At 68.8% G+C, this 24,330-nt stretch carries 37 protein-coding genes; 2 read left to right on the forward strand and 35 right to left on the reverse strand.

Annotated features, from left to right (window positions below):
• Positions 1-81: 81 nt before the first annotated feature.
• The 29 genes from rpsK to ACFFGE_RS04180 all read right to left on the reverse strand — a co-directional run bounded on the left by rpsK (position 82) and on the right by ACFFGE_RS04180 (position 17,012).
• Entirely contained in the window at positions 82-471 is a 390-nt protein-coding gene (rpsK, locus tag ACFFGE_RS04040; protein ID WP_092309809.1) for a 30S ribosomal protein S11, read from the reverse strand.
• 16 nt (positions 472-487) lie between these two features.
• Complete coding sequence (rpsM, locus tag ACFFGE_RS04045) at positions 488-856, reverse strand: 30S ribosomal protein S13 (protein ID WP_376834540.1); 369 nt, start codon at positions 854-856, stop codon at positions 488-490.
• 134 nt (positions 857-990) lie between these two features.
• Positions 991-1,740, reverse strand: coding sequence for an energy transducer TonB (locus ACFFGE_RS04050; protein ID WP_376834542.1), 750 nt, complete (start codon positions 1,738-1,740; stop codon positions 991-993).
• A gap of 88 nt (positions 1,741-1,828) precedes the next feature.
• Entirely contained in the window at positions 1,829-2,392 is a 564-nt protein-coding gene (locus ACFFGE_RS04055) for an adenylate kinase (RefSeq protein ID WP_376834544.1), read from the reverse strand.
• A 25-nt stretch (positions 2,393-2,417) separates the two neighbouring features.
• A complete protein-coding gene (gene secY / locus ACFFGE_RS04060; protein ID WP_376834546.1) occupies positions 2,418-3,794 on the reverse strand; it encodes a preprotein translocase subunit SecY in 1,377 nt (458 codons plus the stop codon).
• A 92-nt stretch (positions 3,795-3,886) separates the two neighbouring features.
• A complete protein-coding gene (gene rplO, locus ACFFGE_RS04065) occupies positions 3,887-4,480 on the reverse strand; it encodes a 50S ribosomal protein L15 (RefSeq protein ID WP_446680613.1) in 594 nt (197 codons plus the stop codon).
• A 168-nt stretch (positions 4,481-4,648) separates the two neighbouring features.
• Positions 4,649-4,840, reverse strand: coding sequence for a 50S ribosomal protein L30 (gene rpmD / locus ACFFGE_RS04070; RefSeq protein WP_376834548.1), 192 nt, complete (start codon positions 4,838-4,840; stop codon positions 4,649-4,651).
• A gap of 3 nt (positions 4,841-4,843) precedes the next feature.
• Positions 4,844-5,446 carry a 30S ribosomal protein S5 gene (gene rpsE / locus ACFFGE_RS04075; RefSeq protein WP_376834550.1) on the reverse strand — a complete coding sequence of 201 codons (603 nt, stop codon included), beginning with the start codon at positions 5,444-5,446 and terminating at the stop codon, positions 4,844-4,846.
• Between the two features lie 12 nt (positions 5,447-5,458).
• A complete protein-coding gene (gene rplR / locus ACFFGE_RS04080; protein ID WP_376834552.1) occupies positions 5,459-5,815 on the reverse strand; it encodes a 50S ribosomal protein L18 in 357 nt (118 codons plus the stop codon).
• A gap of 3 nt (positions 5,816-5,818) precedes the next feature.
• A complete protein-coding gene (gene rplF, locus ACFFGE_RS04085) occupies positions 5,819-6,352 on the reverse strand; it encodes a 50S ribosomal protein L6 (RefSeq protein ID WP_376834554.1) in 534 nt (177 codons plus the stop codon).
• Between the two features lies 1 nt (position 6,353).
• Positions 6,354-6,752, reverse strand: coding sequence for a 30S ribosomal protein S8 (gene rpsH, locus ACFFGE_RS04090; protein ID WP_376834556.1), 399 nt, complete (start codon positions 6,750-6,752; stop codon positions 6,354-6,356).
• 15 nt (positions 6,753-6,767) lie between these two features.
• Positions 6,768-7,073 carry a 30S ribosomal protein S14 gene (rpsN, locus tag ACFFGE_RS04095; protein ID WP_327445802.1) on the reverse strand — a complete coding sequence of 102 codons (306 nt, stop codon included), beginning with the start codon at positions 7,071-7,073 and terminating at the stop codon, positions 6,768-6,770.
• A gap of 18 nt (positions 7,074-7,091) precedes the next feature.
• On the reverse strand, positions 7,092-7,649 hold the full coding sequence (rplE, locus tag ACFFGE_RS04100) for a 50S ribosomal protein L5 (protein WP_376834558.1): 558 nt from the start codon (positions 7,647-7,649) through the stop codon (positions 7,092-7,094).
• Entirely contained in the window at positions 7,649-7,957 is a 309-nt protein-coding gene (rplX, locus tag ACFFGE_RS04105; RefSeq protein WP_376834561.1) for a 50S ribosomal protein L24, read from the reverse strand. The genes rplE and rplX overlap by 1 nt, the downstream gene beginning before the upstream one ends.
• A gap of 2 nt (positions 7,958-7,959) precedes the next feature.
• Complete coding sequence (gene rplN, locus ACFFGE_RS04110; RefSeq protein WP_298278674.1) at positions 7,960-8,328, reverse strand: 50S ribosomal protein L14; 369 nt, start codon at positions 8,326-8,328, stop codon at positions 7,960-7,962.
• Positions 8,329-8,397: 69 nt separating this feature from the next.
• Positions 8,398-8,637, reverse strand: coding sequence for a 30S ribosomal protein S17 (gene rpsQ / locus ACFFGE_RS04115; RefSeq protein ID WP_298278677.1), 240 nt, complete (start codon positions 8,635-8,637; stop codon positions 8,398-8,400).
• A 9-nt stretch (positions 8,638-8,646) separates the two neighbouring features.
• Positions 8,647-8,844, reverse strand: a complete 198-nt coding sequence (rpmC, locus tag ACFFGE_RS04120; protein ID WP_376834564.1) for a 50S ribosomal protein L29 — start codon at positions 8,842-8,844, stop codon at positions 8,647-8,649.
• Complete coding sequence (gene rplP / locus ACFFGE_RS04125; protein WP_376834566.1) at positions 8,841-9,281, reverse strand: 50S ribosomal protein L16; 441 nt, start codon at positions 9,279-9,281, stop codon at positions 8,841-8,843. The genes rpmC and rplP overlap by 4 nt, the downstream gene beginning before the upstream one ends.
• 3 nt (positions 9,282-9,284) lie before the next feature.
• Positions 9,285-10,040, reverse strand: coding sequence for a 30S ribosomal protein S3 (gene rpsC / locus ACFFGE_RS04130; protein ID WP_376834569.1), 756 nt, complete (start codon positions 10,038-10,040; stop codon positions 9,285-9,287).
• Positions 10,040-10,420 carry a 50S ribosomal protein L22 gene (gene rplV / locus ACFFGE_RS04135; protein WP_376834571.1) on the reverse strand — a complete coding sequence of 127 codons (381 nt, stop codon included), beginning with the start codon at positions 10,418-10,420 and terminating at the stop codon, positions 10,040-10,042. Before rplV ends, rpsC begins: the two co-directional genes overlap by 1 nt.
• Before the next feature lie 3 nt (positions 10,421-10,423).
• Entirely contained in the window at positions 10,424-10,702 is a 279-nt protein-coding gene (gene rpsS, locus ACFFGE_RS04140) for a 30S ribosomal protein S19 (RefSeq protein ID WP_376834573.1), read from the reverse strand.
• Positions 10,703-10,705: 3 nt separating this feature from the next.
• Entirely contained in the window at positions 10,706-11,542 is an 837-nt protein-coding gene (gene rplB, locus ACFFGE_RS04145) for a 50S ribosomal protein L2 (RefSeq protein ID WP_376834574.1), read from the reverse strand.
• Between the two features lie 4 nt (positions 11,543-11,546).
• Complete coding sequence (locus tag ACFFGE_RS04150; RefSeq protein ID WP_376834576.1) at positions 11,547-11,852, reverse strand: 50S ribosomal protein L23; 306 nt, start codon at positions 11,850-11,852, stop codon at positions 11,547-11,549.
• Positions 11,852-12,502 carry a 50S ribosomal protein L4 gene (gene rplD, locus ACFFGE_RS04155; RefSeq protein WP_376834578.1) on the reverse strand — a complete coding sequence of 217 codons (651 nt, stop codon included), beginning with the start codon at positions 12,500-12,502 and terminating at the stop codon, positions 11,852-11,854. Before rplD ends, ACFFGE_RS04150 begins: the two co-directional genes overlap by 1 nt.
• The gene (gene rplC / locus ACFFGE_RS04160) at positions 12,502-13,287 is read right to left on the reverse strand and encodes a 50S ribosomal protein L3 (RefSeq protein ID WP_376834580.1); all 786 of its coding nucleotides are present in this window, start codon (positions 13,285-13,287) and stop codon (positions 12,502-12,504) included. The genes rplD and rplC overlap by 1 nt, the downstream gene beginning before the upstream one ends.
• Before the next feature lie 20 nt (positions 13,288-13,307).
• The gene (gene rpsJ, locus ACFFGE_RS04165; RefSeq protein ID WP_298278699.1) at positions 13,308-13,613 is read right to left on the reverse strand and encodes a 30S ribosomal protein S10; all 306 of its coding nucleotides are present in this window, start codon (positions 13,611-13,613) and stop codon (positions 13,308-13,310) included.
• A 338-nt stretch (positions 13,614-13,951) separates the two neighbouring features.
• Complete coding sequence (locus tag ACFFGE_RS04170) at positions 13,952-14,869, reverse strand: GIN domain-containing protein (protein WP_376834582.1); 918 nt, start codon at positions 14,867-14,869, stop codon at positions 13,952-13,954.
• A 79-nt stretch (positions 14,870-14,948) separates the two neighbouring features.
• Positions 14,949-15,860, reverse strand: coding sequence for a transcriptional regulator (locus ACFFGE_RS04175; RefSeq protein WP_376834584.1), 912 nt, complete (start codon positions 15,858-15,860; stop codon positions 14,949-14,951).
• Between the two features lie 6 nt (positions 15,861-15,866).
• Positions 15,867-17,012 (reverse strand): GNAT family N-acetyltransferase, encoded by a 1,146-nt coding sequence (locus tag ACFFGE_RS04180; RefSeq protein ID WP_376834586.1) that lies wholly within the window; start codon positions 17,010-17,012, stop codon positions 15,867-15,869.
• A gap of 140 nt (positions 17,013-17,152) precedes the next feature.
• Between ACFFGE_RS04180 and ACFFGE_RS04185 the strand changes: the two genes are divergently transcribed.
• Positions 17,153-17,317 carry a hypothetical protein gene (locus ACFFGE_RS04185; protein ID WP_376834588.1) on the forward strand — a complete coding sequence of 55 codons (165 nt, stop codon included), beginning with the start codon at positions 17,153-17,155 and terminating at the stop codon, positions 17,315-17,317.
• A complete protein-coding gene (locus ACFFGE_RS04190) occupies positions 17,314-18,045 on the forward strand; it encodes an SGNH/GDSL hydrolase family protein (RefSeq protein ID WP_376834589.1) in 732 nt (243 codons plus the stop codon). Before ACFFGE_RS04185 ends, ACFFGE_RS04190 begins: the two co-directional genes overlap by 4 nt.
• A 20-nt stretch (positions 18,046-18,065) precedes the next feature.
• On the opposite strand, the gene ACFFGE_RS04195 is transcribed toward ACFFGE_RS04190, so the two are convergent.
• The 6 genes from ACFFGE_RS04195 to ACFFGE_RS04220 all read right to left on the reverse strand — a co-directional run bounded on the left by ACFFGE_RS04195 (position 18,066) and on the right by ACFFGE_RS04220 (position 24,302).
• On the reverse strand, positions 18,066-18,674 hold the full coding sequence (locus ACFFGE_RS04195; protein WP_376834591.1) for an ABC-type transport auxiliary lipoprotein family protein: 609 nt from the start codon (positions 18,672-18,674) through the stop codon (positions 18,066-18,068).
• On the reverse strand, positions 18,671-19,609 hold the full coding sequence (locus tag ACFFGE_RS04200) for an MlaD family protein (protein ID WP_376834593.1): 939 nt from the start codon (positions 19,607-19,609) through the stop codon (positions 18,671-18,673). The genes ACFFGE_RS04195 and ACFFGE_RS04200 overlap by 4 nt, the downstream gene beginning before the upstream one ends.
• A gap of 11 nt (positions 19,610-19,620) precedes the next feature.
• Positions 19,621-20,418 carry an ABC transporter ATP-binding protein gene (locus tag ACFFGE_RS04205; protein WP_376834595.1) on the reverse strand — a complete coding sequence of 266 codons (798 nt, stop codon included), beginning with the start codon at positions 20,416-20,418 and terminating at the stop codon, positions 19,621-19,623.
• A complete protein-coding gene (locus ACFFGE_RS04210) occupies positions 20,415-21,533 on the reverse strand; it encodes an MlaE family ABC transporter permease (RefSeq protein ID WP_376834597.1) in 1,119 nt (372 codons plus the stop codon). Before ACFFGE_RS04210 ends, ACFFGE_RS04205 begins: the two co-directional genes overlap by 4 nt.
• Before the next feature lie 82 nt (positions 21,534-21,615).
• The gene (locus ACFFGE_RS04215) at positions 21,616-23,061 is read right to left on the reverse strand and encodes a UdgX family uracil-DNA binding protein (RefSeq protein WP_376834599.1); all 1,446 of its coding nucleotides are present in this window, start codon (positions 23,059-23,061) and stop codon (positions 21,616-21,618) included.
• Positions 23,061-24,302: a putative DNA modification/repair radical SAM protein gene (locus ACFFGE_RS04220; protein ID WP_376834601.1), complete on the reverse strand. Its 1,242-nt coding sequence runs from the start codon at positions 24,300-24,302 to the stop codon at positions 23,061-23,063. Before ACFFGE_RS04220 ends, ACFFGE_RS04215 begins: the two co-directional genes overlap by 1 nt.
• Positions 24,303-24,330 lie beyond the last annotated feature (28 nt).

Genomic DNA, 24,330 nt, shown 5'->3' on the forward strand with positions numbered 1-24,330 from the left:
TGTCCCTCGAAACGGGTTTCGCCGGCCCCGGGCCTGAGTTCAGGCGCGCGGAACCGGCGGGAGAATGGATATGCGGACGGCTTAGACGCGGCGGCGCTTCGGCGGGCGGCAGCCGTTGTGCGGCATGGGCGTGACGTCGCGGATCGTCGTGATGGTCATGCCGACGGACTGGAGCGCGCGCAGCGCCGACTCGCGGCCCGAACCGGGGCCCGAGACGTTCACTTCCAGGGTCTTCACCCCGTGCTCAGCCGCCTTGCGACCCGCGTCCTCGGCCGCCATCTGGGCGGCGTACGGGGTCGACTTGCGCGAGCCCTTGAAGCCCATGTGCCCGGCCGAGGACCAGGAGATGGCGTTCCCCTGAGCGTCGGTGATGGTCACCATGGTGTTGTTGAAGCTGGCGTTCACATGCGCCACGCCCGAGGTGATGTTCTTGCGTTCGCGGCGCTTAACGCGACCCGGTTCCTTGGCCATCGGTCAGGTCTTTCTCTTACTTCTTCTTGCCGGCGATCGGCTTGGCCGGACCCTTGCGGGTGCGGGCGTTGGTGTGGGTGCGCTGGCCGCGCACCGGCAGGCCCTTGCGGTGACGCAGGCCGCGATAGCAGGCCAGGTCCATCAGCCGCTTGATGTTCATCGACGTCTCGCGGCGCAGGTCGCCCTCGACGGTGTGGTCGCGGTCGATCGTCTCGCGGATCTGCAGGATCTCGGCGTCGGTCAGCTGGTTCACGCGACGCGCCGATTCGATGCCGACCTTCTCGGTGATCGACTTGGCGGCCGCCGGGCCGATGCCGTGGATGTACTGCAGCGCGATTTCCACGCGCTTGTTGGTCGGGATATTGACGCCAGCGATACGGGCCACGAATGTCTCCAGATGCGCGTGTTCAGACGCATAAAACGCTCCGGTCGACAGACCTGGAGCGTGACGCGCCCTTCGCGGAAGCGGGCGTTATACAGGGGATTCACCGCCCGTCAACGGGTGGACGCCCGATCGGTTCAACGACGGCCCAGCCGGGGCGCGTCGCGGCCGAACGACAGCTCGATCACCGCGCGCAGCCGGTCGTCGGGCCGGCCATCGACCATGGCCGGTCGGAAGCGATACAGATCAACCGCCGCGCGCACCCCGGCCTGGCCGAAGCCCTGCCCCGCCGGGGACTCCTCCAGCACCCGGCAGTCGTCCAGCCGCGTGTCCTCACGAATGCGACAACTGACCAGCGCCGCCCCCGACACGTTGCGACGCAAGGCTTCGGGCGGATGATAGCGGCGCAGTTCGATCATGGCCGGCTCGCGGAGGTTCCGGGGCGGCGAGCGAACGCCGGAGCCCGGACCGTCGCCCGCCCCGACGCCCTCGCCGCGTCCGGTCCCCTCCCCGCCCTGGCCGAAACCCGGCTCCGGATCGGCGGTCGGGGCGACCCCGACGGTCAACGCCGGCTCAGGCGCTCGGGCGACGGGCGGCGGGATTTCAGGTTCGACTGGACGCGGCGGCGGTTCCGGCGTCCGTAGTCGGGTGGGCGCGGCCGGGGCGCCCCCGCCGCTCTCGGGCGCGGGCTCGGCCTCGGGGGGCGGCGGCGGTGCGGGCGGCGCGATCAGGGTCAGGTCGAACACCGGCGGCTCGACCAGCGGCGGCGGCGCGTCTCGCAGGGAGGCGGCGGCCAGGAGCAGCCCATGCGCCAGGATCACGCCCAGCGTCAGCCCGGCCTTGCGGCCGCGACCGTCGGCGAAAGGATCAGCGGGCAGTCTCAGCACCGGCTCCATGAGGACATCGAACCACGATGCGCCTGAACGCGCGAACCGGCGTGTGGGTCAGGCGCGGTTCATCCGCCGGATGGCGATCTCAGCCCGCCAGCGCCTCGTCGATGGCGCGGGCGACCTCGTCGATCGAACCCATGCCGTCCAGCTCCGTCAGCTTTCCCTGCGCCTCATAGTAGGGGAGCAGCGGCGCGGTGTTGCGGTTGTAGGCGTCCAGCCGAACGCCGAAGCTGTCGGGATTGTCGTCGGGCCGGCCCTGTTCGGCGAAGCGTTTGGCGATCCGCGCGGTCAGGGCGGCGTCGTCGACCTTGAGTCGCAGCACCTTGTCGATCCGGCGGCCGCGTCCGGCCAGCATGCGGTCCAGCGCCTCGGCCTGGGCGACGGTGCGGGGAAAGCCGTCGAAGATGGCGCCGCCGGCGGCCTCGGCTTCGGGAAGCCGCTCCTCGATCAGGGCGATGACGATGTCGTCCGACACCAGATCGCCCCGCGCCATGATCCCCTTGACGCGCTCGCCCAGCTCCGACCCGGACGAGATAGCCGCGCGCAGCATGTCGCCGGTCGACAGCTGGACCATGCCCCGCTCCTCGACCAGACGCTTGGCCTGCGTGCCCTTGCCGGCCGCGGGCGGCCCGAACAGGATCAGGTTCATCGTCCCCTCCCCGGGTTCAGAAGCCTTAGCGGCGCACCGGCGTCGGCACGCCCCGTCCCCCACGACGCAGCTTGGCCTTCTTGATGAGGCCCTCGTACTGGTGCGCCAGAAGGTGCGACTGGATCTGCGCCACCGTGTCCATCGTCACGGACACGACGATCAGGATCGAGGTGCCGCCGAAGTAGAGGCTGTTGCCCATCTGGGCGACCATGAACTCGGGCAGCAGGCAGACCAGGGTGATGTAGGCCGCGCCGATCACCGTCAGGCGCGTCAGCACATAGTCCAGATACTCCGCCGTGCGCTTGCCCGGCCGGATGCCCGGCAAGAAGCCGCCGTACTTCCGCAGGTTCTCGGCCGTGTCCTCCGGATTGAAGGTGATCGAGGTATAGAAGAAGCAGAAGAAGACGATCAGGACGGCGTAAAGCGCCATGAACAGCGGCTGGCCGTGGGTCAGCTGGCCCGTCACGGTGGGCAGCCAGCCCATCCACGACGGCAGGTCGGCGTTCGCGGTCATCTGGGCCACCGTGGTGGGCAGCAGCAACAGCGAGGAGGCGAAGATCGGCGGGATCACGCCCGCGGTGTTCACCTTCAGCGGCAGGAAGCTGCGCTCCCCGCCGGCCATGCGGTTGCCTTCCTGACGCTTCGGATACTGGATCAGCAGCCGGCGCTGGGCGCGCTCCATGAAGACGATGAAGACGATCGTCGCGACCGCGAGCAGAGCGATGAACAGAAGGGCGAAGGCCGACATCTGGCCTTCCTGGGCCAGGCCCAGCAGGCGCGCGATGGTGGCCGGCAGAACCGCCACGATGCCCGCGAAGATGATCAGCGAGATGCCGTTGCCGACGCCGCGCGCGGTCACCTGCTCGCCCAGCCACATCAGGAACATGGTGCCGCCGGTCAGGGTCACGACCGTGGTGGCGATGAAGAACAGGCCGGGGCTGTCGACCAGGCCGGGGCTGGCGTTCAGGCCGACCGCGATGCCGAACGACTGGGCGATGGCCAGGACGACCGTCAGGTAACGGGTGTACTGGTTCAGCTGCTTCCTGCCCGCCTCGCCGCCTTCCTTCCTGAGCTTCTCCCAGGGGCCGTACACAGCCGCCATCAGCTGCACGATGATCGAGGCCGAGATGTAGGGCATCACGTTCAGCGCGAAGACCGCCATCCGCTCCACGGCGCCGCCCGAGAACATGTTGACCATGTCCAGGATGCCGCGCTGCCCGTCCGGGTTCTGGAAGAACTGCAGGAAGGCCTGGGAGTTGATGCCCGGGATCGGCACGAAGGTCCCGATCCGGTAGACGATCAGCGCGCCCAGCGTGAACAGCAGGCGCTTGTGCAGCTCGGTCGCGCGCGCGAACGAGCCCATGTTCATATTGGCGGCAAGTTGTTCAGCGGCCGAAGCCATTACGCGTCCCCACGACTCTGAAGGTCGTCAGATAGGTGAAAAGCGGCCCCCATGCGAGAGCCGCCCTCACGTTTCATCAGCAGGCGGCCGGCTTAAGTCTTGGCGGCGGTGCGACGGGCGCGGGCGGAGACCTTGTTGGCATCGCCCTTGGGCTCCTTCTTCGGCGGAGCCTTGCCCTTGGCGGCGTTGCGCTTCTCGACGCGCGCGGCGGCCTTGGCCTCTTCTTCCGGACGGATCTGGCGAACCGAACCGCCGGCGGCCTCGATGGCCTTGACCGCGCCCGAGGACGCCGACCAGACGACCAGGTTCAGTTTGGCCTTCAGCTCGCCGGTGCCGAGCAGGCGAACGCCGTCCTTGACGCGGCGGATCACGCCGGCGGCGACGAGAGCCTCGCCGTTGATCTCGGCCTTCGGGTCCAGCTTCTTGGCGTCCACGGCGTCCTGCAGGCGCCACAGGTTCACTTCCGCCAGCTTCAGGGCGTTCGGATTGTTGAAGCCGCGCTTCGGCATGCGCATGTAGAGCGGCATCTGACCGCCCTCGAAGCCGCCGATGGCCACGCCCGAGCGGGACTTCTGGCCCTTGACGCCGCGGCCCGACGTCTTGCCCTTGCCCGAGCCCGGGCCCCGGCCGACGCGCAGGCGCTTCTTGTGGGCGCCCTCGTTGTCGCGGATTTCGTTCAGTTTCATGTGCCTGATCCTTTCGGTTTCTAGCGCCCGCTGTGGCAGCGGACTCGGCTTTCGACGGGTGAGGAGTGCTAGTGAGCAAGGCGTGAGCGAGACAGCGCTTGGCTTGGCTCACCTCTCGCTCACTAGCACTTTTCACTTAAGGCGAGCGCCGACGCGCGCCCGCTGACCTTACTTCTCGACCACTTCCACCATGTGGGCGACCTTGGCGATCATGCCGCGCACGGAGGGGGTGTCCTCCAGCGTGACCTCGCGGCCCAGGCGGTTCAGGCCCAGGCCCTGCAGGGTGGCGCGCTGATCCGACTTGCGCCGGATCGGGCTGCCGACCTGGCGGACGGTGACGGTGTTCTTCTTGTCGGCCATCTATCAGCCCTCGATCGCTTCGGGCGCCGAGGCGCCGTCGTTGCGGCGGCCGAGCAGGTCCGAGACCTTCTTGCCACGCTTGGAGGCGACCTGACGCGGCGAGGACTGAACCTTCAGGGCCTCGAAGGTCGCGCGGATCATGTTGTACGGGTTCGACGAGCCGGTCGACTTGCCGACCACGTCCTGCACGCCCAGCGTTTCCAGAACGGCGCGCATCGGGCCGCCCGCGATGACGCCGGTGCCCGGAGGGGCCGCGCGCATCATGATCTTGCCGGCGCCCCAACGGCCATTGCCGTCGTGGTGCAGGGTCCGGTTCTCGCGCAGCGGGACCCGGATCATGGTCTTCTTGGCTTCCTCGGTCGCCTTTCGGATCGCTTCCGGCACTTCACGGGCCTTGCCGTGGCCGAAGCCGACGCGGCCCTTGCCGTCGCCCACCACCATCAGGGCGGCGAACGAGAAACGGCGGCCGCCCTTCACGGTCGCGGCGACGCGGTTGATGTGGACCAGCTTCTCGACCAGTTCGGAGTCGGCGCCGGCTTCCGGAGCGTTGCGGTTGTCGCGCCGGTTGCGGTCGCCGCCGCCGCCGCGTTGGGGTTCACGAGCCATGCTTCTCGTCCCTTAGAAGTTCAGGCCGGCTTCGCGCGCGGCCTCCGCCAGGGCCTTGACCCGGCCGTGATAGATGTAGCCGCCGCGATCGAAGACGACGTCCTTGACGCCCTTCTCCAGCGCGCGCTCGGCGACCAGCTTGCCGATCTTGGCCGCGGCCGCGACGTCGGAGCCCTTCGAGCCCTTGCCGCCTTCCAGCGACGAGGCCGAGGCGACGGTCACGCCCTTCTCGTCGTCGATGACCTGGGCCGAGATGTTCTTGTCCGAGCGATGGACCGACAGGCGCAGACGGCCGTTCGCGACGGCCTTCAGGCGGCGACGCGTGCGCTCGGCGCGACGCTTGGCGTTTTGCTTGAGAGTCGTGGCCATGGCTTACTTCTTCTTGCCTTCCTTGCGCCGCACGGACTCGCCGGCGTAGCGCACGCCCTTGCCCTTGTAGGGTTCCGGCGGACGCAGCTTGCGGATGACCGCCGCGATCTGACCGACCGCCTGCTTGTCGTTGCCCTGGATCTTGATCTCGGTCTGCTTCGGCACGGCGAAGGTGATGCCTTCCGGCGCCTTGATGTCGACGTCGTGGCTGAAGCCGAGCTGCAGCGACAGGTCCTTGCCCTTCATGGCGGCGCGGTAGCCGACGCCGACCAGCTCCAGGCTGCGCTCGAAGCCCTCGGTCACGCCGGTGACCATATTGGCCACGAGCGTGCGCGACAGGCCCCACATGGCGCGGGCGCGCTGGGTGTCCGAGCGCGGGGTCAGCGACAGCTCGTCGCCGTCCTGCTTGACCTCGATCTCGTCGGCGACGGTCCAGGTGCGTTCGCCCTTGGGGCCCTTCACCGAGACGGTCTGGCCGTTGAGCGTGACGGTCACGCCCTTCGGAATGGAGATGGTCTTCTTACCGATACGGGACATCTTAGTAGACCCTGCACAGGACTTCGCCGCCCACGTTGGCCTCGCGGGCCGCGGTGTCGGACATGACGCCCTTGGACGTCGAAAGGATCGAGATACCCAGCCCGTTCTTCACCGGCTTCAGGTCGCTGATGGCCGAATAGACGCGGCGGCCGGGCTTCGACACGCGGCTGATCTCCGCGATCACGGGCTCGCCGTCGAAGTACTTCAGCTCGATCTCGAACTGCGGAAACTCGCCCGGGTTCTGAACCAGGTTGTAGCCGCGGATGTAGCCCTCGTCCTGCAGCACGTCGAGGACGCGCTGGCGCAGACGCGAGGCCGGGGTCAGCACCTTCGAACGCTTGCGGGTCGCGGCGTTCTTGATGCGGGCGATCATGTCGCTCAGGGGGTCGTTGATCATCATGACTGTATGCTCCCCTTACCAGCTCGACTTCGTCAGGCCGGGGATCTGACCCAGGTTGCCCAGCTGGCGCAGGGCGATCCGGCTCATCTTCAGCTTGCGGTAGTAGCCGCGCGGACGTCCGGTCACTTCGCAGCGGTTGCGGATGCGGTTCGGAGCCGAGTTGCGCGGTAGGGCGGCCAGCTTGAGGCGCGCCTCGAAGCGCTCCTCGAGCGGCAGGCTCTCGTCGTTGGCCTTCGCCTTCAGGTCGGCGCGCTTGGCGGCGTACTGGGCCACCAGCTTCTTGACCCGCTCGTTGCGGTTGACGGCGCTCTTCTTAGCCATGGTGCTCTTCCCTTCCCGTCAGTTCACGAACGGGAACTTGAACTCGGCGAGAAGGGCCTTGGCCTCCTCGTCGGTCTTGGCCGTGGTGCAGACGACGATGTCCATGCCCCACATCTGGTCGATCTGGTCGTAGTTGATCTCCGGGAACACGATGTGCTCCTTCAGACCCGTGGCGTAGTTGCCGCGACCGTCGAACGAGGTGCCCTTCAGGCCCCGGAAGTCCTTCACCCGCGGCAGGGCCACGGTGATGAAGCGGTCCAGGAACTCGTACATGCGGTCGCCGCGCAGGGTGACCTTGCCGCCGATGACCATGCCCTCGCGCAGCTTGAAGCCGGCGATGGAGTTGCGGGCCTTGGTCGGCACGGCCTTCTGACCGGCGATCGCCGTCAGGTCCTTCAGCGCGGCCTGGGCCTTCTTGGAGTCCGCCACGGCTTCGCCGACACCCATGTTCAGGACGATCTTGTCCAGCTTGGGCACCTGCATCTCGTTGGTGTAGCCGAACTTGTCCTTCAGCACGGCCCGGATGCGGGACTCGTACTCGGACTTCAGGCGCGGCGTGTACTTCTCGGTCGCCATCAGATGACGTCTCCCGTCGTCTTGGCGAAGCGGACCTTCTTGTCGCCTTCCATGCGGAAGCCGACGCGGGCCGCCTTGCCGTTGGCGTCAGCGATCGCGACGTTCGAGACGTGGATCGACGCTTCCTTGTTCTTGATGCCGCCCTGCGGGTCGAGCTGGCTCGGGCGGGTGTGGCGCTGGACCACGTTGATGCCCTCGACGACGACGCGGTTCTCGGTCGGCAGGACGCGCAGGACCTGGCCGGTGCGGCCCTTGTCCTTGCCCGTCAGCACGACGACGCGGTCGCCCTTCTTGATCTTCGCGGCCATGGTTACAGCACCTCCGGGGCCAGCGAGATGATCTTCATGTGGTTCCGGGCGCGCAGCTCGCGCGGCACCGGGCCGAAGATCCGGGTGCCGACCGGTTCGTTCTGCTTGTTGACGATGACGGCCGCCGACTTGTCGAAGCGGATGACCGAGCCGTCCTTGCGCTGGATGTCCTTGGCGGTCCGCACGACGATGGCGCGCACGACGTCGCCCTTCTTCACGCGGCCGCGCGGAATGGCTTCCTTCACCGAGGCGACGATGGTGTCGCCGATCGAGGCGTAGCGGCGCTTGGAGCCGCCCAGCACCTTGATGCACATGACCCGGCGAGCGCCCGAATTGTCGGCCACCTCCAGGTTAGTTTGCATCTGGATCATGGGATCCGATCCTTCTTTACGTTTGGCCTGACGCTCGCCTCGCGGAGGCTCGCTTTCTGAGGCCGGTGATTACGAGGCCGGAGCGGCGAGGACTTCCCACCGCTTCAGCTTGGACTTCGGGGCGCACTCGACGATGCGGGCCACGTCGCCGACCTTCAGCGCATTGGCCTCGTCGTGGGCGTGGTACTTCTTGGACAGGCGCACGGTCTTCTTCAGGACCGGGTGCAGCAGGGTCCGCTCGACCTTGACGACGACGGTCTTGTCGCCCTTGTCGGAGACGACGACGCCTTCGAGAATTCGCTTCGGCATGGTCTTTCCTTACGCGGCCGGCTGCTTGGTGCGCAGCAGGGTCTGCAGGCGGGCGATGTCCTTGCGGACCTCGCCCACGCGGTGGGTCTTCTCGAGCTGGCCGGTGGCGGCCTGGAAGCGCAGGTTGAACTGCTCCTTCTTCAGCTTCAGCAGCTCGTCGGACAGCTGGTCCGGGGTCATGGCCCGGAAGTCGGCGATCTTGGTCATGCCGCTTGCTCCGAATGGGCGACGCCGGCGTCGATACGGGTCACCACCTTGGTGCGCACCGGCAGCTTGGCGGCGCCGAGACGCAGCGCCTCGCGGGCGACGTCGTCCGGCACGCCGTCGATTTCGAACATGATGCGGCCCGGGGCCACGCGGGCGGCCCAGTGGTCCACCGCGCCCTTACCCGAGCCCATCCGCACCTCGGCCGGCTTGCCGGAGACCGGCACGTCCGGGAAGATGCGGATCCACACCCGGCCCTGACGCTTCATCTGGCGGGTGATCGCGCGGCGGGCCGCCTCGATCTGACGCGCCGTGATGCGCTCCGGCTCCATGGACTTCAGCCCGTACGAGCCGAAGTTCAGCGAGAAGCCGCCCTTGGCCGAACCGTGGATGCGGCCCTTGAAGGCCTTGCGGTACTTGGTCTTCTTCGGTTGCAGCATGACTTAGTTCTCACGTCCCCGGTCGCGACGCGGACCGCGGTCGCCGCGGGGGCCGCCGCGCTCGCGGCCTTCGTTGGACGACGGGCCCGAGGCTTCCTGGGCCCAGCGCTTGTCCTGCGCCATCGGGTCGTGCTCCAGGACCTCGCCCTTGAAGACCCAGACCTTGATGCCGATGATGCCGTAGGTCGTCTTGGCCTCGACGAAGCCGTAGTCGATGTCGGCGCGCAGCGTGTGCAGCGGCACGCGGCCTTCGCGGTACCACTCCATCCGGGCGATTTCGGCGCCGCCCAGGCGACCCGAGACGTTCATCCGGATGCCCTTGGCGCCCAGACGCATGGCCGACTGGATGGCGCGCTTCATCGCGCGGCGGAAGGCCACGCGGCGCTCCAGCTGCTGGGCGATGTTCTCGGCGATCAGCTGGGCGTCGGTCTCGGGCTTGCGCACCTCGACGATGTTCAGGTGAACCTCGCCCTCGGTCATGGCCGAGATGTCGCGGCGCAGCTTCTCGATGTCGGCGCCCTTCTTGCCGATCACGACGCCCGGGCGGGCGGCGTAGATCGTCACGCGGCACTTCTTGTGCGGGCGCTCGATGATGATGCGCGACACGCCGGCGCCCGACAGGCGCTCCTTCAGCCACGTGCGCAGCTTCAGGTCCTGGTGCAGCAGACGGGCGTAGTCGGCCCCGCCGGCGAACCAGCGGCTGTCCCAGGTGCGGTTGACGCCGAGCCGCAGCCCGACCGGATTGACTTTCTGACCCATCAGGCGGCCTCGCCGGCTTCACGGACCACGATGGTGATCTCGCTGAACGGTTTCAGGATGCGCGAAGAGCGACCGCGAGCGCGGCTCGCGAAGCGCTTCATCACCAGGTTCTTGCCCACGAAGGCCTCGGCGACGACCAGGTTGTCGATGTCGAGGTTGTGGTTGTTTTCGGCGTTCGAGATGGCCGAGTAGAGCACCTTGCGGACGTCGCCGGCGATGCGCTTGCGGCTGAACTCGAGCTCGTTGAGCGCCTTCTGCACCGGCAGGCCGCGGATCGACTGGGCGACCAGGTTCAGCTTCTGGGGGCTGATCCGGACGTTCACCAGCTTGGCGCGGGCTTCGGTCGTGGCGACACGACGGGGGTTCTTGGTCTGGGCCATCGGTTACTTCCTCTTGGCCTTCTTGTCCGCCGCGTGACCCGGGAAGTTCCGGGTCGGGGCGAACTCGCCGAACTTCATGCCGACCATGTCTTCCGACACCAGCACCGGCACATGCTTCTGGCCGTTGTGGACGCCGAACGTCAGGCCGACGAACTGCGGCAGGATGGTGGAGCGACGCGACCAGGTCTTGATCACGTCCTTGCGGCCCGAGGACTGAGCCGCGTCGGCCTTCTTGAGCAGGTACCCGTCGACGAACGGGCCTTTCCAGGAGGAGCGGGCCATGTCTTAGCGAGCCTTCTTCACGTGACGGCTACGGATGATGAACTTGTCCGTGGCCTTGTTCTTGCGGGTGCGGGTGCCCTTGGTGTCCTTGCCCCAGGGCGTGACCGGCGTGCGGCCGCCCGAGGTCCGGCCCTCACCACCACCGTGCGGGTGGTCGATCGGGTTCATGGCGACGCCGCGGACGTGCGGACGCCAGCCCATGTGACGCTTGCGGCCCGCCTTGCCGAGGTTCTGGTTCATGTGGTCGGGGTTCGACACCGCGCCCACCGTGGCCATGCAGGTGTCCAGCACCATGCGCAGCTCGCCGGAACCGAGACGGATCTGGGCGTAGCCCTGATCGCGGCCGACCAACTGGGCGTAGGCGCCGGCGGCGCGCGCCAGCTGGGCGCCCTTGCCCGGCTTCATCTCGATGTTGTGGATGATCGTGCCCACCGGCATCGAGCGCAGCGGCATGGCGTTGCCCGGCTTCACGTCGACCTTCTCGCCGGCGACGACCTGGTCGCCCGCCTTAAGGCGTTGCGGCGCGATGATGTAGGTCTTCTCGCCGTCCTCATAGGTCACGAGCGCGATGAAGGCCGACCGGTTGGGGTCGTACTCCAGGCGTTCGACCGTGCCGACCGCGTCGAACTTGCGACGCTTGAAGTCGATCTTGCGGTACAGGGTCTTGGCCCCGCCGCCACGGAAGCGAACGGCCACGCGACCGCCCTGCCCGCGACCGCCCGACTTGGTCAGACCCTCGACGAGCGACTTCTCCGGACGGCCCTTGTGGAGCTCGGAGCGGTCGACCAGCACCAGGGCGCGACGGCCCGGCGAGGTCGGATTGTAAGTCTTCAGAGCCATCGGATCAGAGCCCCGTGGTGACGTCGATCGACTGGCCGTCGGCCAGCGTCACGATCGCTTTCTTGATGTCGACGCGGCGACCCAGGATGCCCCGGAACCGCTTGGTCTTGCCCTTCTGCACCAGGGTGTTGACCTTCACGACGTTGACCTTGAACAGGCTTTCGACCGCCGCGGCGATCTCGTCCTTGGTCGCGGTGTCGGCGACGCGGAAGACGACCTTGTTCTGCTCGGACAGGATCGTGGACTTCTCGGTGATCACCGGAGCCAGGATCGTGTCGTAGTGCTTGGCGGTGGGTTGAGCGCCGGCCATCACGCGGCCTCCTTCCCAGAAGCGGTTTCAGAGAAGCGCGCCTCGATCGCCTCGACGGCGGCCTTGGTCAGCACCAGCTTGTCCGCCCGCAGGATGTCGTAGACGTTCAGGCCGGCGTTCGGCAGCACGTCCACGTGCGGGATGTTGCGCGCGGCCAGGCCGAAGTTGGTCTCGACCTCCGGACCGGCGATGATCAGGGCCTTGGTCCAGCCCAGCTTGCCGAAGGTCTCGCGCAGCGCCGCGGTCTTGGCGTCCTTGACCGACAGGCTGTCGACCACGACCAGCTCGCCCGCCTTCACCTTGGACGACAGGGCGTGCTTCAGGGCCAGGGCGCGGATCTTCTTCGGCAGCGAGAAGCCGTGGTCGCGGACGACCGGACCGAAGGCGCGCGAACCGCCGACGAACTGCGGCGCACGGCGCGAACCGTGACGGGCGCCGCCGGTGCCCTTCTGCTTGTACATCTTCTTGCCCGTACGAGAGTTCTCGTTGCGGGTCTGGACCTTGTGCGTGCCGGCGCGGCGCTTGGCCAGCTGCCAGTTGACGGTGCGGGCCAGCAGGTCGCCGCGGATGGTGTCGATGCCGAAGACGGCGTCCGACACTTCCACGTCGCCGGCCGCCTTGCCGTCGAGCTTGATGACCGAGAGTTTCATTACGCTTCACCGCCTTCGGTCGCTTCGGCCGCCACGTCTTCAGAAACTTGCGCTTCTTCAGCCGGCGTCTCAGCGGGTTGAGCAGCCTCGGCCTTCGCCGACTTGATCGCGCCCGGATACGGAGCGTCCGCCGGGCGGGCCTTCTTGATGGAGTCGCGAACCTTGACGTAGCTGCCCTCGTGGCCGGGGACGGCGCCCTTGACCAGGATCAGGCCGCGCTCGGCGTCGACGCGCACGATGGTGAGGTTCTGCTGGGTCACCACTTCCTGACCCAGGTGACCGGCCATCTTCTTGCCCGGGAACGTCCGGCCCGGATCCTGACGGTTACCGGTCGAACCGTGCGAGCGGTGCGAGACCGAGACGCCGTGGGTGGCGCGCAGGCCGCCGAAGTTCCACCGCTTCATGGCGCCGGCGAAGCCCTTGCCGATGGTCTCGCCCTGGATGTCGACCTTCTGGCCCGGGACGAAGTGGTCCGCCGTCAGCTCGGCGCCGACGTCCAGCATCGCGTCCTCGGCCACGCGGAACTCCGCGACATAGGCCTTGGGCTCGACTTCGAGCTTGGCGAACGCCTCGCGTTGCGGCTTCGGCGTGTTCTTGGCCTTGACGGCCCCGGCGCCCAGCTGAAGCGCGACGTAGCCGTCACGCTCGCGGGTGCGTTGACCCACCACTTGGCATTTGTCGAGCTGGAGCACGGTGACCGGCACGTGGGCGCCGTCATCGGCGAACACGCGGGTCATGCCCAGCTTCTTGGCGATCACGCCCGTTCGTAGCGCTGCGTCGCGCATCGGATCCCGCCTCTCCTCGATTAAATCTTGATCTCGACGTCCACGCCGGCGGACAGGTCGAGCTTCATCAGCGCGTCCACGGTCTGCGGGGTGGGGTCGACGATGTCGAGCACGCGCTTGTGCGTGCGGATTTCGAACTGCTCGCGCGACTTCTTGTCGACGTGCGGCGAGCGGTTCACGGTGAACTTTTCGATCAGGGTCGGCAGCGGGATCGGCCCGCGCACCTGCGCGCCCGTCCGCTTGGCCGTGTTGACGATCTCGCGCGTGGAATGGTCCAGGACGCGGTGATCGAAGGCCTTCAGCCTGATGCGGATGCTTTGATCCATATCTCTAGCTATTCCCAAGCAGGTCGGAACCCGCGTCCCTGTGAACCATTTCAAAGACCGGAGCCTTCGGGCCGAAGCCCTCAGGGTACGCACGTCCGCAAAAACGATCGGCCCACGCGGATGCCCGCGAAGGCCGCAAATCCCTGGAGCGCTGCAAAGAACAGATACTCAGGTCGTTCCTGCGGACCGCGTCTGCGCCCGAAAGCGCACAGCCGGCCCAACAAGAGGTGGGGCTTATGACCTCCGATTCCGCTCTCGTCAAGCGCCGGATATGACGAAGGCCCGGGGGTCCCGTCCCGGGCCTTCGCGTGTCCGGGACTGGCGGCCCGGAACCTCGATCAGCTCCCCACGCGGATGGAGCCCGAGCCCATCACCCGACGGGTCACCTCGCCCCGGGCGCGCGCTACTGAGATGTCGCCCGAACCGGCGATGTTGGCTTGGACCGCGCCGACCTCGCCCTCGTGACGAACGTCGCCGGACCCCACGATGTTTGCGTTGAGGTCCCCCGACCGGCCGCCCCGGACCACCAGGGAGCCGCTGCCCGCCATGGAGGCGTTTACGGGGCCGCCCACGGACGCGACGATGACGTCGCCCGATCCGCGGAGCGAGAGATCGAGCTCTCCGGACACCGCGGCCAGCCTGACGTCGCCGGAGCCGGCAAGGCTCACCTCCGCCACCCGACTGGCGCCCGCGATGATGTCGCCCGAGCCGGCCAGGGAAAGGTCGAGCTCGGCCGCCCGCCCGGCGGCCAGCTCTCCGGACCCGGCCATGGCGGCCTTCAGCCCGCCTTGGACGTCCGCCACGGTCCAGTCCCCGCATCCGGCCGAGGCCAGGTCCACCGAGCTCGCGCCCCGTCCGATCGCGCCATAGACGGCCCTGTCCGCCTCCACCTTCACCGCGCGCGGCGTCCTGAGCACCACCAGCGGCGCGTCGTTCAGCGCGACGCGGCCGCGCCCGCGCAGCTCCACCGTCGCTCCGTCGCCGGGCTGGGTCGCATTGGTCCGGGTCGAGGAGCAGTTCCTGAGGTCGCGTTGGTCCACATCGCCCCGGATGACGACATCGGCCCCGCGCCGCTCCAGCGTCAGCGGCAGGACGCCGCTCGCGCCCGGCGTGATCTCGACGCCGATGTCACTGCGATCCTCGACGATGACGATGACGCGGGCCACCGCGTCCTCGATCCGGGCTTCCTGAGCGTTCGCGGCGCCTGCGGCGAACAGGGCGGCCGTGGCGGCGCCAAGCATGGCGATGCGGGTCATGGGTTGCTCCTCCTGCCTGGCGCGGAAGGTGCGGACCCCAGGCCAGGAAGTCACTTTAACTCGAGGTCATGACGCCGATTTAAGCTTCGGCCTGCAAGGTCCCGGCGCCGTCCGGCGCCCCGACCATGGGCGTAAAGTCGCGCCGGAAGCCGGCCAGCCGGCTGGGCATGACGCCGGCCTTCTTCAGCGCGACGGACGCGGCCCACCGCGCCGCCAGTTCAGGGCGGCGCATGCGATCGGTCGATCTCGGGCTGACGCCGCGGCTTCTCAGCACGGCGTTGGTGAACAGGGCCCCGTTGCGCAGGCGGCTGTCCCAGGTCTGGAAGTCCATTGACAGGGAGACGCAGAAGGCCTCGGTGTTGCGCACCCGGTGGGGCGCATACAGCGGCCAGGTCAGGGCCTGCCCGGGCTCCAGGTCGATCACCTGCGCGTCCGCCTCGAAGTCCGGGCTGTAGGGGATCTCCTCGGTCGTCTGTCGCGCGACCACCTGCTCCATGTCCCGCTCGGGCAGATGCGCCTCGTCGCCCGGATAGACGAACACGCGCTTGCGTCCCCTCAGGTGGAACAGCACCACCCCGGCGGCGTCGAAGTGATAGGGCGCGCCCGACTTCGGCGAGGACAGGATCAGCTGACCGGCGTTGGTAACCGTCTTCAGGCCCGGATAGCGCGCCTCGATGACGCGGAACTCTGACATCGCCGCCGCCCACAGATCCGGGCACCCCCGCTCGACCGAGCGCAGATTGACCCACAGCCGCCCGGCCTTGATCGCCTCCAGCAGCTCGGCGCCCGACAGCTCGCCGCGCGCGCCGGTGCGCAGCGAGACCTGACCGTCGTCGGCGAAGTCGTACAGGTTGATGTCGAACAGCTCGGCCGGATAGCGGTCCAGCACCTCGGCCAGCCAGGCGTCCTCGGCGAAGCCGCGCTGGACCAGGCCATGCGGATGGACCTGCGCCTTCTGGATCGGACCGGCGTAGCGGGTGCGTGGGCTCATTGGGGGTCAGGCTCTCGCGGTCTGAGGCGGCTTCAGCTTGGCGGCGGCGGCGCGGACGGCGTCGAGGGCGCCGCGCAGTTGGGCGGCGGGCGTGGGCTCACAGGCCTCGATGACGGCCCAGCGGCGCCGCACGCTGGCGCGAAGGCGTTCGCCCCGGCCCTCGCCGGCCAGGTTCAGCAGGCCGACCGCCGCGCCGCTGACCGCCGACGCCAGGCCGGGCCGCACGATCACGGCCTCGGCGACCTGGCGACGCCCGTCGCAGAAGTACTTCTTGTAGCCCTCGCCCTGGAATCCGTAGTCGAAGGTCCGGTAGCCCTCGGCCGAGGCCTGGCGCATGGTGTCCAGGCTCAGGAGGATGCCGGGCGAGCAGCGCGCCCACCTGGGCTCATAGGCCGGGAACCAGAAATGGTACTCGTCGCCGCCGTGCAGCGAGGCCTCGATCGCGGCCAGCTTGTCCCCGCCCCACAACGCGCCCAGCGACACGCCGAACCGGCCGGTCGGCGCGGCCATCAGGGCGTGCAGAAGATCCCGCGTCCAGCCGCAGGCGAAGACGTCGTGGCGGCCGGTGCGGCGGTACTGCTCGCGCTTCAGATCGATCAGGTGGTCCAGCAGGCCGGCGTCGCGCAGACCGACCTCGACGCGGATGGGGCCGAGCTCGGCCTCCAGGCTGCGGCGCGCCCGCTCCTTGTCCTTGAAATATTTGCCGAAGGCGGCCCGCCGTTCGGCGTACCAGGCGTCGTAGCCGTCGGGCATGACGGCCTGCACCGTCTCGCGCGCCTGGCCGCCCGTCGCGGGGCCGACCCAGCCCCCGACGTTCAGCCGACCGGCCTTGAGCAACCGCGCCACGTCCGACAGGTCCGGCGCCTCGCCGGGACGGGCGATCACGCCGTGGTAGTCGTTCAGCGGCGCCGCCAGCGGCTGCATCGCCGAGCCCCGCCGCTGGTGCGGAAAGAAGCCGACGACCTCGCCGCGTCGGTGGAACACGGCCACCGCGGCCCCCGGCGTCACCGCACCGCCGAGGATCGTGAACTCAGGCTGGAAGTAGGGCGAGGTCAACACAGGGTTCGCCGCCAGCAGGGCGCGCCAGGTCGCGACCAGACCCTCGTCCAGATCGTCCGGCTTGATGATGTCGACCGTCAGGGGATGGGACATGCGCCGCTCCTGGGGCCCGCCGCGTGCAAGACCGTCGCCAGCCTAGGCGCCCCCGCTTGCGACGCGGTTTAGGGGGATGGTGAACGAAACCTCAGCGCGGCGGCAGGCGTTGCCGTTGGACCTGAAACGCGAGACCCGTCATGTCCGAACCCCGTGCTCCCGGTCGCCAGAACGAGTATGAAGAAGAGAAGCCCGTCCGCGACGGCGAACCCCCGCATCCGGCGCAGGAGCCGCGCCGGGGCGAGGACTCCAGCAATAGCGGCGAGACCCTGACCGACCCCGCCACCGGAGAACCCAACCCTTGACCCGGACCGCGCTCGCCGTCGCACTCGCCGCCATGTCCTCGCCCATGCAGGCGGTTCCCGCCGCCTGTCCCGTCACCCCCGATCACGTGACGGCCAACGGGGGGCTGGAGCGCGCGCGGGCCGCCGCCGCCGCCGGCGAGTTGCGAATCCTGGCGGTCGGATCCTCCTCCATCGAAGGGGTGGGAGCCAGTCGGCAAGAGCTCGGCTTCACGCCCCTGCTCGAGACCGGACTGGAGCAGCGCCTGCCCGGCGTCGACGTCACCGTCGTCAATCGCGGAATCGGCGGCGAGACCGCGAAGGACACCGCCGACCGGATGGCCCGCGAGATCGAAGCCGCCTCGCCGCATCTCGTGATCTGGCAGCTGGGCACGAACGACGTGCTGCTGGACCGGTCGATGGACGACATCTTCGCCGACTATCGCCGGGGACAGGCGATCCTGGACGCCGCGGACGTCGACGTCATGGTCATCGATCCGCAGAAGCTGCCGGACGCGGCGCGGAACCCGAACTTCGCGGGACGCAATCCGGCGCTGGCGGAGGCCTCCCGCCTGATCGCGCTCGAGGCCGGACGGGTGGGCTATGCGGCGTCGCACCGGTTCGCGGCCATGCAGGGGTGGAGCGGTCTGCCGGGCGGCGGCGTGGGGCCGGACGAGCTGCATCTGAACGACGCCGGCTACGCCTGCTGGGCGGCCGTCACGGCTGAAGGCCTGGCCGGCGCGCTGCGCTGAGGCGATTGGGCTCGCCGGGACTAACCGCCCGCGTGAGCCTCGGCCCACCGCACAATCTCGCCGTTCACCTCCGCCGCCGCGGCGTCGAAGGCGGCCACGATGGACGAGACGCGGTTCTGGTCGGCCGGCTGATCGACCGTGAAAACCTCTTCGGCGACCACGCCGCGATCCGCCCGGCTGATCATGCGGGCGCGAACGGCCACCCTCACGGTCGGCGCGGCGCCCGGCGCCGAGTAGCGGGCCTCGAAGGTGCGGACGTCCAAATCCAGGATACGCGGCGAGGGCGACAGCTCACGCCTGCCGGCCAGGCGCACCCGCGTGGCCTGGGCCGCGAAGGTGTTCTCGATGGCTTCCTGGTAGAGCGTTTCCGCGCGTTCGATCCAGCGCGCCCCGGCGATGTAGGCCGCCTCGGACCCCGTGACGCCCAGGATGCGGTCATCAGCCGCCGCCTCGGTGAACTGCACCCGCCGCAACTGCAGCTGCGTCGCCGCGCCCGGCGTGACGGCCCGCTCGGGATCGCTGGCCCCGAAGCGGTACAGCTGCACCGGGTCGGGGCTCGACAGCAGGGCACAGCCGGACAGAGCCGCCGTAAGGACGACCGCGAGCGTCACGCGCGCGAAACGGATCATGGCTGAACCTCCAACTCTTGCGACGCCGGCCTGGAGATGAAGTCGCGCGGGCTGGACCGCACCTCCTCCAGCAGGCTCTCCAGGGACTCGGTGGCTTCCTGCAGGCTCTGCACCGTCTCCGTGAGCTGCGGCAGCCCGGTCTGGGCGAAGTCTCCGACCGGCCGTTCCAGGCCGGAGACCGTTCGGTTCAGCGACTCCATCGCCGCCTGGGCCTCGGCCGACGCCGCGTTGATGTTGGCGATCGCCTCACGCGCGTCGGTGTCGATCAGTTGGTTCGTCGTCTGCGCGACCCTCTGGTACTCGAGGATGGCGTTGTTGGCGTTCTGCAGGGCCTCCTCCAGCTCCGCCAGCATCCCCTTGCGCGCCTGAAGCTCCGCCGAGACCTCCTCGACATTGGCCAGGGTGGTCGAGAAGCTGCGGATGTTGTCGTCGGACAGCACCCGGTTCACCCGGTTCAGGGCGTCCACCGCCTGGGCCAGCAGGGTGCCGGATCCGCTCAGCAGCTCCGCCAGGGGACTGGGCTGGCTCTGGATGACGGGCACCACGCCCTCCGGATACTGCGCCTTCAGCAGGGCGCTCTCCGGATTGCCGGCGGTGATCTGAATGTAATTCAGGCCCGTGATGCCCTGCGGCTCCAGTTGCGCCCGGCTGGTCACGCGCACGGGCGTCTGGCCGTCCAGCCGAACCCGCGCGATGACCTGGTCGCCCTTCTCGGGATCGAGGTTCAGCGCCGTCACCTCACCGACGCGGATGCCGTTGAAGTGCACCTCGCCCCCCTCGGACAGACCGCGCACGGGTCCATAGAAGACGATGTCGTAGAGGTCGTAGTCGTTGTTGAACTGCAGCCGGGCCAGCCAGATGGCGAACACCGCCAGCGCCGCGATCAGGGCGACTGTGGCGATGCCGACGGTGGCGTAGTGGGCGTCTCTTTCCATGTCCGCGCTCCTCAGGCGGCCTTGTGCGCGGCGCGGCCGCGGGGACCCAGGAAATATTCCCGGATCCAGGGGTGGTCCGATGTCTCGAGCTCCGCCACCGGCGCCTTGGCGACGACCCGCTTGTCGGCGAGCACGGCGACCTTGTCGCAGATGGCGTATAGGCTGTCCAAGTCGTGGGTGATCATGAAAACCGTCAATCCGAGATCATCGGACAGACCACGGATCAGTTCGTCGAAGGCGGCCGCTCCGATCGGATCGAGCCCGGCGGTGGGTTCGTCCAGATAGAGCAGGTCCGGATCCAGGGCGAGCGCGCGCGCCAGGCCGACGCGCTTCTTCATGCCGCCCGACAGCTCGGCCGGCTTCAGGTGATGGGACTCCGGTCCCAGCCCGACCATGGCGATCTTCATCTCCGCGATGTCCCGGATCACCCGGCGGCTCAGCTTCGTATGCTCGACCAGCGGCGAGGCGACGTTCTCGAGCACGCTGAGCGACGAGAACAGCGCTCCGGCCTGGAACAGCACGCCCGACCTGCGCTCGACCTCGGCGGCCTGGGCGGAGGTCATGTCGGACACGTCGTGGCCGAAGACCCGAATGGTCCCGCCCTCGGGCTCCTTCAGACCGAGGATGGAGTTCAGAAGCACGGTCTTGCCCGTGCCCGACCCGCCGACCACGCCCAGCACCTCGCCGCGCAGCACGTCGAGGTCCAGATTCTCGTGGATGGTCCGCTCGCCGAACTGGCTCAGCAGACCGCGGACCTCGATCAGGACCTCGGGTGTTTCTGGGGCCTCGCTCGCCGCCGACCGGGTCAATAGTTCAACTCCAGGAACAGGAGCGCGAACACGGCGTCCAGGAAGATGATGGCGAAGATCGCCTGCACGACCGCCGCCGTCACGCGCTGCCCCAGGCTCTCCACGTCTCCGGCCACCGCCATGCCCTGCCGGCAGCCGATCGCGGCCACCACCAGGGCGAAAACCGGCGCCTTGGACAGGCCCACCACGAGATGGTTCGCCACGTCCGGCGTGTTGGAGATGCGGTCCAGATAGAAGGCCGGCCCCAGGTTCAGCTGGCTCCAGCACACCAGCATGCCGCCGAACAGGCCCGCCACCATCGCCGCGAAGGTCAGGAGCGGCAGCATCAGCAGCAGCGCGGCCAGACGGGGGATGACCAGCGCCTGGAACGGGTTGACGCCCATCACCTCCATCGCGTCGACCTCCTGGTTCATCCGCATCGCCCCGACCTCGGCGGCGAAGGCGGAGGCCGAGCGACCGGCCAGGAGCACCGCCGTGATCACCACCGCGAACTCGCGCAGCACAGCCACGGCGATCAGCTCGACGGTGAACACCGCCGCGCCGAAGTCCGCCAGCAGGTCGGCCCCCAGGAACGCCACGACCGCCCCGATGAAGAAGCTGGTGACGACCACGATGGGCAGGGCGTCCAGGCCCGCCCGGTCGGCCTGGCTGAACCAGGCGGGCCAGCGGATCTTGTCCGGTCGTACGGCGGCGCGGCCCACCGCCACGATCAGGCGTCCGAGAAAAGCGAGCGACAGTAGGGCCTCGTGGCCCGCGTCGATCACGCCGTGGCCGATCTTGGCGAACGTCCGGGTGACGGCGTCGGGCCGTTTCGGCGGCGGCGCGGTCTGGCGCTCCAGACGCTCGACCATGGCGTAGACGCGCCCGGCCTCCGGACGCTCCGCCCATGTCTCGGGCGCGATGGTGAAGTGGGAGGCCTGAACCAGAACCAGGGCCCCTGCCGTGTCGAGCCGACCCATGTCGGAGATATCCACGGCCTCGACCGCGCGGCCGTGGGTGGCCGCGTCCAGTCGCGCGGCGGCGCGACCCAGCGACCCGGTCGTCCAGTCGCCGATCAGGCGAAGGCGCACGGCGTCTTCACCGGCGTCCGCGATCTCGAAATCGGCTGGCCTCATGCCCCCACCTTAGCGTCGCGGCGGCGCATGCCTATCGCAAGTTTGCGACGCACAAGGAGAAAAGCGCAAGAATGGCGAAGGTTCACCCGGCCGCGTCGAGCAGCGCCTTGGCTCGTCGCAGGTCCTCCACGAAGGCGGCGCGCTCTCGCGCCTTACCTTCAGCGTCCGGCAACCGCAGCAGATAGGAGGGATGCACCGTCAACATCGCCACGCCGCCGTCCTGCAGAGCGATCGGCGCGCCGCGCTCCCTCTGAACCGCCGGCTTGCGCCCGAGCACCGCCAGGCCGGCCGTGGCGCCCAAGGCCAGAACCACCCGTGGCTTCACCAGCCGCCGCTCATGATCCAGCCACCAGCGACAGGCGGTCACCTCTCCGGCGTTGGGGGTCTTGTGCAGACGCCGCTTGCCGGTCGGCTCGTGTTTGAAGTGCTTGACCGCATTGGTCACGTAGACGTCGCGCCGGTCGATGCCGGCCTCCTGAAGCGCGCCGTCAAGCACCTTGCCCGCCGGTCCCACGAAAGGCTGACCGGCCAGATCCTCCTGGTCGCCCGGCTGCTCGCCCACGATCATCAGGCGCGCCGCCGCCGGCCCCTCGCCCGCCACCCCTTGGGTCGCGTCCCGCCACAGGGGGCAGCGGCGGCATCCCTGAACGGCGGCCGCGAGCCCATCGATGGTCTCGGGGGCGCGGTCGGACGGGTCGGGGCCGCGCGCGGGGGCGGGCACGGCGCGCGCCAGCTTGGCGTTGGGTTCGGGCGCGGGGGCGCAGACCATTTCCTCGGTCCGAACCGACGACCGCGCCACCAGTTCCGGGATCAGCGAGGCCTCCGGCAGGTTCTTCCAGTAACGCTTGGGCATCTCGCCCTGCATAGCCTTCGTCCGCAGCCGCGCCGGATTGAAGGTCGAGGCGTAGTAGGTGCGCCAGAAGTCCTCCACCTCGTCGTCCCGGGGCGCCATATCGGCGGTGGCGGCCGGCCCGAAGCTCAGCGCCGCGCCGTCCCACCGCGCGGAGCCGTCGGGCGTCAGGATCGTCCAGTCCAGATTGGTGAAGCGCCGCGCGAAGAAGGGCGCGGTCTTCTCCACCACCCGGTGCGCCGGCTCGAACCAGGCGATCCAGGCCTCTCCCGCCTCGGACTCGACCCGGCGGAAGCGGACGAAGGCCTTCATCTTGTGGCTGGCGCGCGAGACGTTCTTGGCGCGCTCGAAGGCGTCCGCGACGTCCCGGTCGGAGACCACGCGCATCAGATCCGGTTCGTCCTTCAGCCGCCACAGCAGCCGGTACATGAGATCGAAGCGATCGCCGGACCGGTGGAGCACTACCTCTTTCGCCAGATCGACGAAGGCGCGCGGCGTGGCGAAGGTCGCAGGCGGCTCCCCTGACGGCGCGGCGACGTCGTCGAACAGCCCGCCCTGCCCGCCCGAGCCGACGGAGAAGCTCACCTCGCCGGGCCTGACACCCTGAGCGCGCAGGGACCGCGCGGCCTCGCGCCAGCCGTCGAAGTCCGTCTCGTGAGCCAGCACGACGCGCCGCATCAGAACAGGCTCAGCTGTTCCGGCGCGGGCCCGGGCGCGATCCGGGCGCGCAGGTCGGTCGCGTCGGTCAGGCCGCCGGGCGTCCAGTCCAGCGCGGCGATGAAGGGCCGCACCTTGTCCAGCGACCGGGTCAGGCGCGCGACGTCCTCCAGTCGCAGGGTCCGCCAGCGGCGCACCTGGATGATGCGATTGACCGACTTCACCCCAAGGCCCGGCACCCTCAGCAGCATTTCCCGATCCGCCCGGTTCACATCGACGGGGAACAGGTCGCGCCGGCCCAGCGCCCACGCCAGTTTCGGATCGATCGCCAGGTCCAGCATCCCGCCGGGCGACGCCTCGGCGATCTCCGGCGCGGAGAAGCCGTAGAACCGCATCAGCCAGTCCGCCTGGTAGAGCCGATGCTCCCGCATCAGCGGCGGCTTTGACAGCGGCAGCGCGGCGCTGGCGTCCGGGATGGGGCTGAAGGCGGAGTAGTAGACGCGGCGCAGGCCATAGCCGCCATACAGCGACGCGCTGCGCTCCAGGATCTCCGCGTCGGGCGCGCCGTCGGCGCCGACGATAAGCTGGGTGCTTTGGCCGGCGGGCGCGAACTTCGGCGGTTTCGCCTTCGCACGCCTGTCCGGCTTCGCCTCCAGCGACTTCAGTCGGACCCGTCCCATCGCCGACTTGATGACCCGCAGGTCCTTCTGCGGCGCGAACCGCTCCAGCGCCTCCTCGCGGGGCAGCTCGATGTTCGCCGACAGCCGGTCCGCGTATAGGCCCGCCAGCTCCACCAGCTTCGGATCGGCCTCGGGGATCAGCTTGAGGTGGATATAGCCGCGAAAGTCGTGCTCCTCGCGCAGCTTCCTGGCCACCTCGACCAGTTGCTCCATGGTGTAGTCGCCGGAGCGGATGATGCCCGACGACAGGAACAGCCCCTCGATATAGTTCCGCTTGTAGAAGGCGAGGGTCAGGTCGACGACCTCATCCACCGTGAACCGCGCCCGCCGCACGTTCGAGCTGGCCCGGTTGATGCAATAGGCGCAGTCGTAGATGCACAGGTTCGTCAGCAGGATCTTCAGCAGGCTGACGCAGCGCCCGTCCGGCGTATAGGCGTGGCAGATGCCCATGCCTTCGGTCGAACCGACGCCCTTGCCGCCGACCGAATTCCGCTTGCTGGCCCCCGACGAGGCGCAGGAGGCGTCGTACTTCGCCGCGTCGGCGAGGATCGACAGTTTCTGACGCAAATCCAACTGGGCCATGTTCGCTTTATGTTCCAGTCTGGATCAG

It is taken from the genome of Brevundimonas balnearis (assembly GCF_042434805.1).
Classification (GTDB): domain Bacteria; phylum Pseudomonadota; class Alphaproteobacteria; order Caulobacterales; family Caulobacteraceae; genus Brevundimonas; species Brevundimonas balnearis.

What these genes read in the sequence shown, in the direction of transcription:
- ACFFGE_RS04210 (WP_376834597.1), bottom strand. Translation starts at nt 21,533, where the DNA reads ATGAGGCCAGCCGATTTCGAGATCGCGGACGCCGGTGAAGACGCCGTG.
- rplE (WP_376834558.1), bottom strand. Translation starts at nt 7,649, where the DNA reads ATGGCGACCGAGAAGTACACGCCGCGCCTGAAGTCCGAGTACGAGTCC.
- rplD (WP_376834578.1), bottom strand. Translation starts at nt 12,502, where the DNA reads ATGAAACTCTCGGTCATCAAGCTCGACGGCAAGGCGGCCGGCGACGTG.
- rplV (WP_376834571.1), bottom strand. Translation starts at nt 10,420, where the DNA reads ATGGCCCAGACCAAGAACCCCCGTCGTGTCGCCACGACCGAAGCCCGC.
- ACFFGE_RS04185 (WP_376834588.1), top strand. Translation starts at nt 17,153, where the DNA reads ATGTCCGAACCCCGTGCTCCCGGTCGCCAGAACGAGTATGAAGAAGAG.
- ACFFGE_RS04175 (WP_376834584.1), bottom strand. Translation starts at nt 15,860, where the DNA reads ATGAGCCCACGCACCCGCTACGCCGGTCCGATCCAGAAGGCGCAGGTC.
- rplF (WP_376834554.1), bottom strand. Translation starts at nt 6,352, where the DNA reads ATGTCCCGTATCGGTAAGAAGACCATCTCCATTCCGAAGGGCGTGACC.
- rplR (WP_376834552.1), bottom strand. Translation starts at nt 5,815, where the DNA reads ATGGCCACGACTCTCAAGCAAAACGCCAAGCGTCGCGCCGAGCGCACG.
- rpsS (WP_376834573.1), bottom strand. Translation starts at nt 10,702, where the DNA reads ATGGCCCGCTCCTCCTGGAAAGGCCCGTTCGTCGACGGGTACCTGCTC.
- rpmD (WP_376834548.1), bottom strand. Translation starts at nt 4,840, where the DNA reads ATGGCCGACAAGAAGAACACCGTCACCGTCCGCCAGGTCGGCAGCCCG.
- ACFFGE_RS04150 (WP_376834576.1), bottom strand. Translation starts at nt 11,852, where the DNA reads ATGGCCGGCGCTCAACCCACCGCCAAGCACTACGACACGATCCTGGCT.
- ACFFGE_RS04200 (WP_376834593.1), bottom strand. Translation starts at nt 19,609, where the DNA reads ATGGAAAGAGACGCCCACTACGCCACCGTCGGCATCGCCACAGTCGCC.
- ACFFGE_RS04195 (WP_376834591.1), bottom strand. Translation starts at nt 18,674, where the DNA reads ATGATCCGTTTCGCGCGCGTGACGCTCGCGGTCGTCCTTACGGCGGCT.
- rpsN (WP_327445802.1), bottom strand. Translation starts at nt 7,073, where the DNA reads ATGGCTAAGAAGAGCGCCGTCAACCGCAACGAGCGGGTCAAGAAGCTG.
- secY (WP_376834546.1), bottom strand. Translation starts at nt 3,794, where the DNA reads ATGGCTTCGGCCGCTGAACAACTTGCCGCCAATATGAACATGGGCTCG.
- ACFFGE_RS04220 (WP_376834601.1), bottom strand. Translation starts at nt 24,302, where the DNA reads ATGGCCCAGTTGGATTTGCGTCAGAAACTGTCGATCCTCGCCGACGCG.
- rpsE (WP_376834550.1), bottom strand. Translation starts at nt 5,446, where the DNA reads ATGGCTCGTGAACCCCAACGCGGCGGCGGCGGCGACCGCAACCGGCGC.
- ACFFGE_RS04170 (WP_376834582.1), bottom strand. Translation starts at nt 14,869, where the DNA reads ATGACCCGCATCGCCATGCTTGGCGCCGCCACGGCCGCCCTGTTCGCC.
- rpmC (WP_376834564.1), bottom strand. Translation starts at nt 8,844, where the DNA reads ATGACCAAGATCGCCGACTTCCGGGCCATGACCCCGGACCAGCTGTCC.
- ACFFGE_RS04180 (WP_376834586.1), bottom strand. Translation starts at nt 17,012, where the DNA reads ATGTCCCATCCCCTGACGGTCGACATCATCAAGCCGGACGATCTGGAC.
- rplP (WP_376834566.1), bottom strand. Translation starts at nt 9,281, where the DNA reads ATGCTGCAACCGAAGAAGACCAAGTACCGCAAGGCCTTCAAGGGCCGC.
- rplC (WP_376834580.1), bottom strand. Translation starts at nt 13,287, where the DNA reads ATGCGCGACGCAGCGCTACGAACGGGCGTGATCGCCAAGAAGCTGGGC.
- rplO (WP_446680613.1), bottom strand. Translation starts at nt 4,480, where the DNA reads ATGAAACTGAACGAAATCCGCGACAACGAGGGCGCCCACAAGAAGCGC.
- rpsJ (WP_298278699.1), bottom strand. Translation starts at nt 13,613, where the DNA reads ATGGATCAAAGCATCCGCATCAGGCTGAAGGCCTTCGATCACCGCGTC.
- rplN (WP_298278674.1), bottom strand. Translation starts at nt 8,328, where the DNA reads ATGATCCAGATGCAAACTAACCTGGAGGTGGCCGACAATTCGGGCGCT.
- rplX (WP_376834561.1), bottom strand. Translation starts at nt 7,957, where the DNA reads ATGGCCGCGAAGATCAAGAAGGGCGACCGCGTCGTCGTGCTGACGGGC.
- rpsC (WP_376834569.1), bottom strand. Translation starts at nt 10,040, where the DNA reads ATGGGTCAGAAAGTCAATCCGGTCGGGCTGCGGCTCGGCGTCAACCGC.
- rpsK (WP_092309809.1), bottom strand. Translation starts at nt 471, where the DNA reads ATGGCCAAGGAACCGGGTCGCGTTAAGCGCCGCGAACGCAAGAACATC.
- rplB (WP_376834574.1), bottom strand. Translation starts at nt 11,542, where the DNA reads ATGGCTCTGAAGACTTACAATCCGACCTCGCCGGGCCGTCGCGCCCTG.
- rpsQ (WP_298278677.1), bottom strand. Translation starts at nt 8,637, where the DNA reads ATGCCGAAGCGAATTCTCGAAGGCGTCGTCGTCTCCGACAAGGGCGAC.
- ACFFGE_RS04215 (WP_376834599.1), bottom strand. Translation starts at nt 23,061, where the DNA reads ATGCGGCGCGTCGTGCTGGCTCACGAGACGGACTTCGACGGCTGGCGC.
- rpsH (WP_376834556.1), bottom strand. Translation starts at nt 6,752, where the DNA reads ATGATGATCAACGACCCCCTGAGCGACATGATCGCCCGCATCAAGAAC.
- ACFFGE_RS04055 (WP_376834544.1), bottom strand. Translation starts at nt 2,392, where the DNA reads ATGAACCTGATCCTGTTCGGGCCGCCCGCGGCCGGCAAGGGCACGCAG.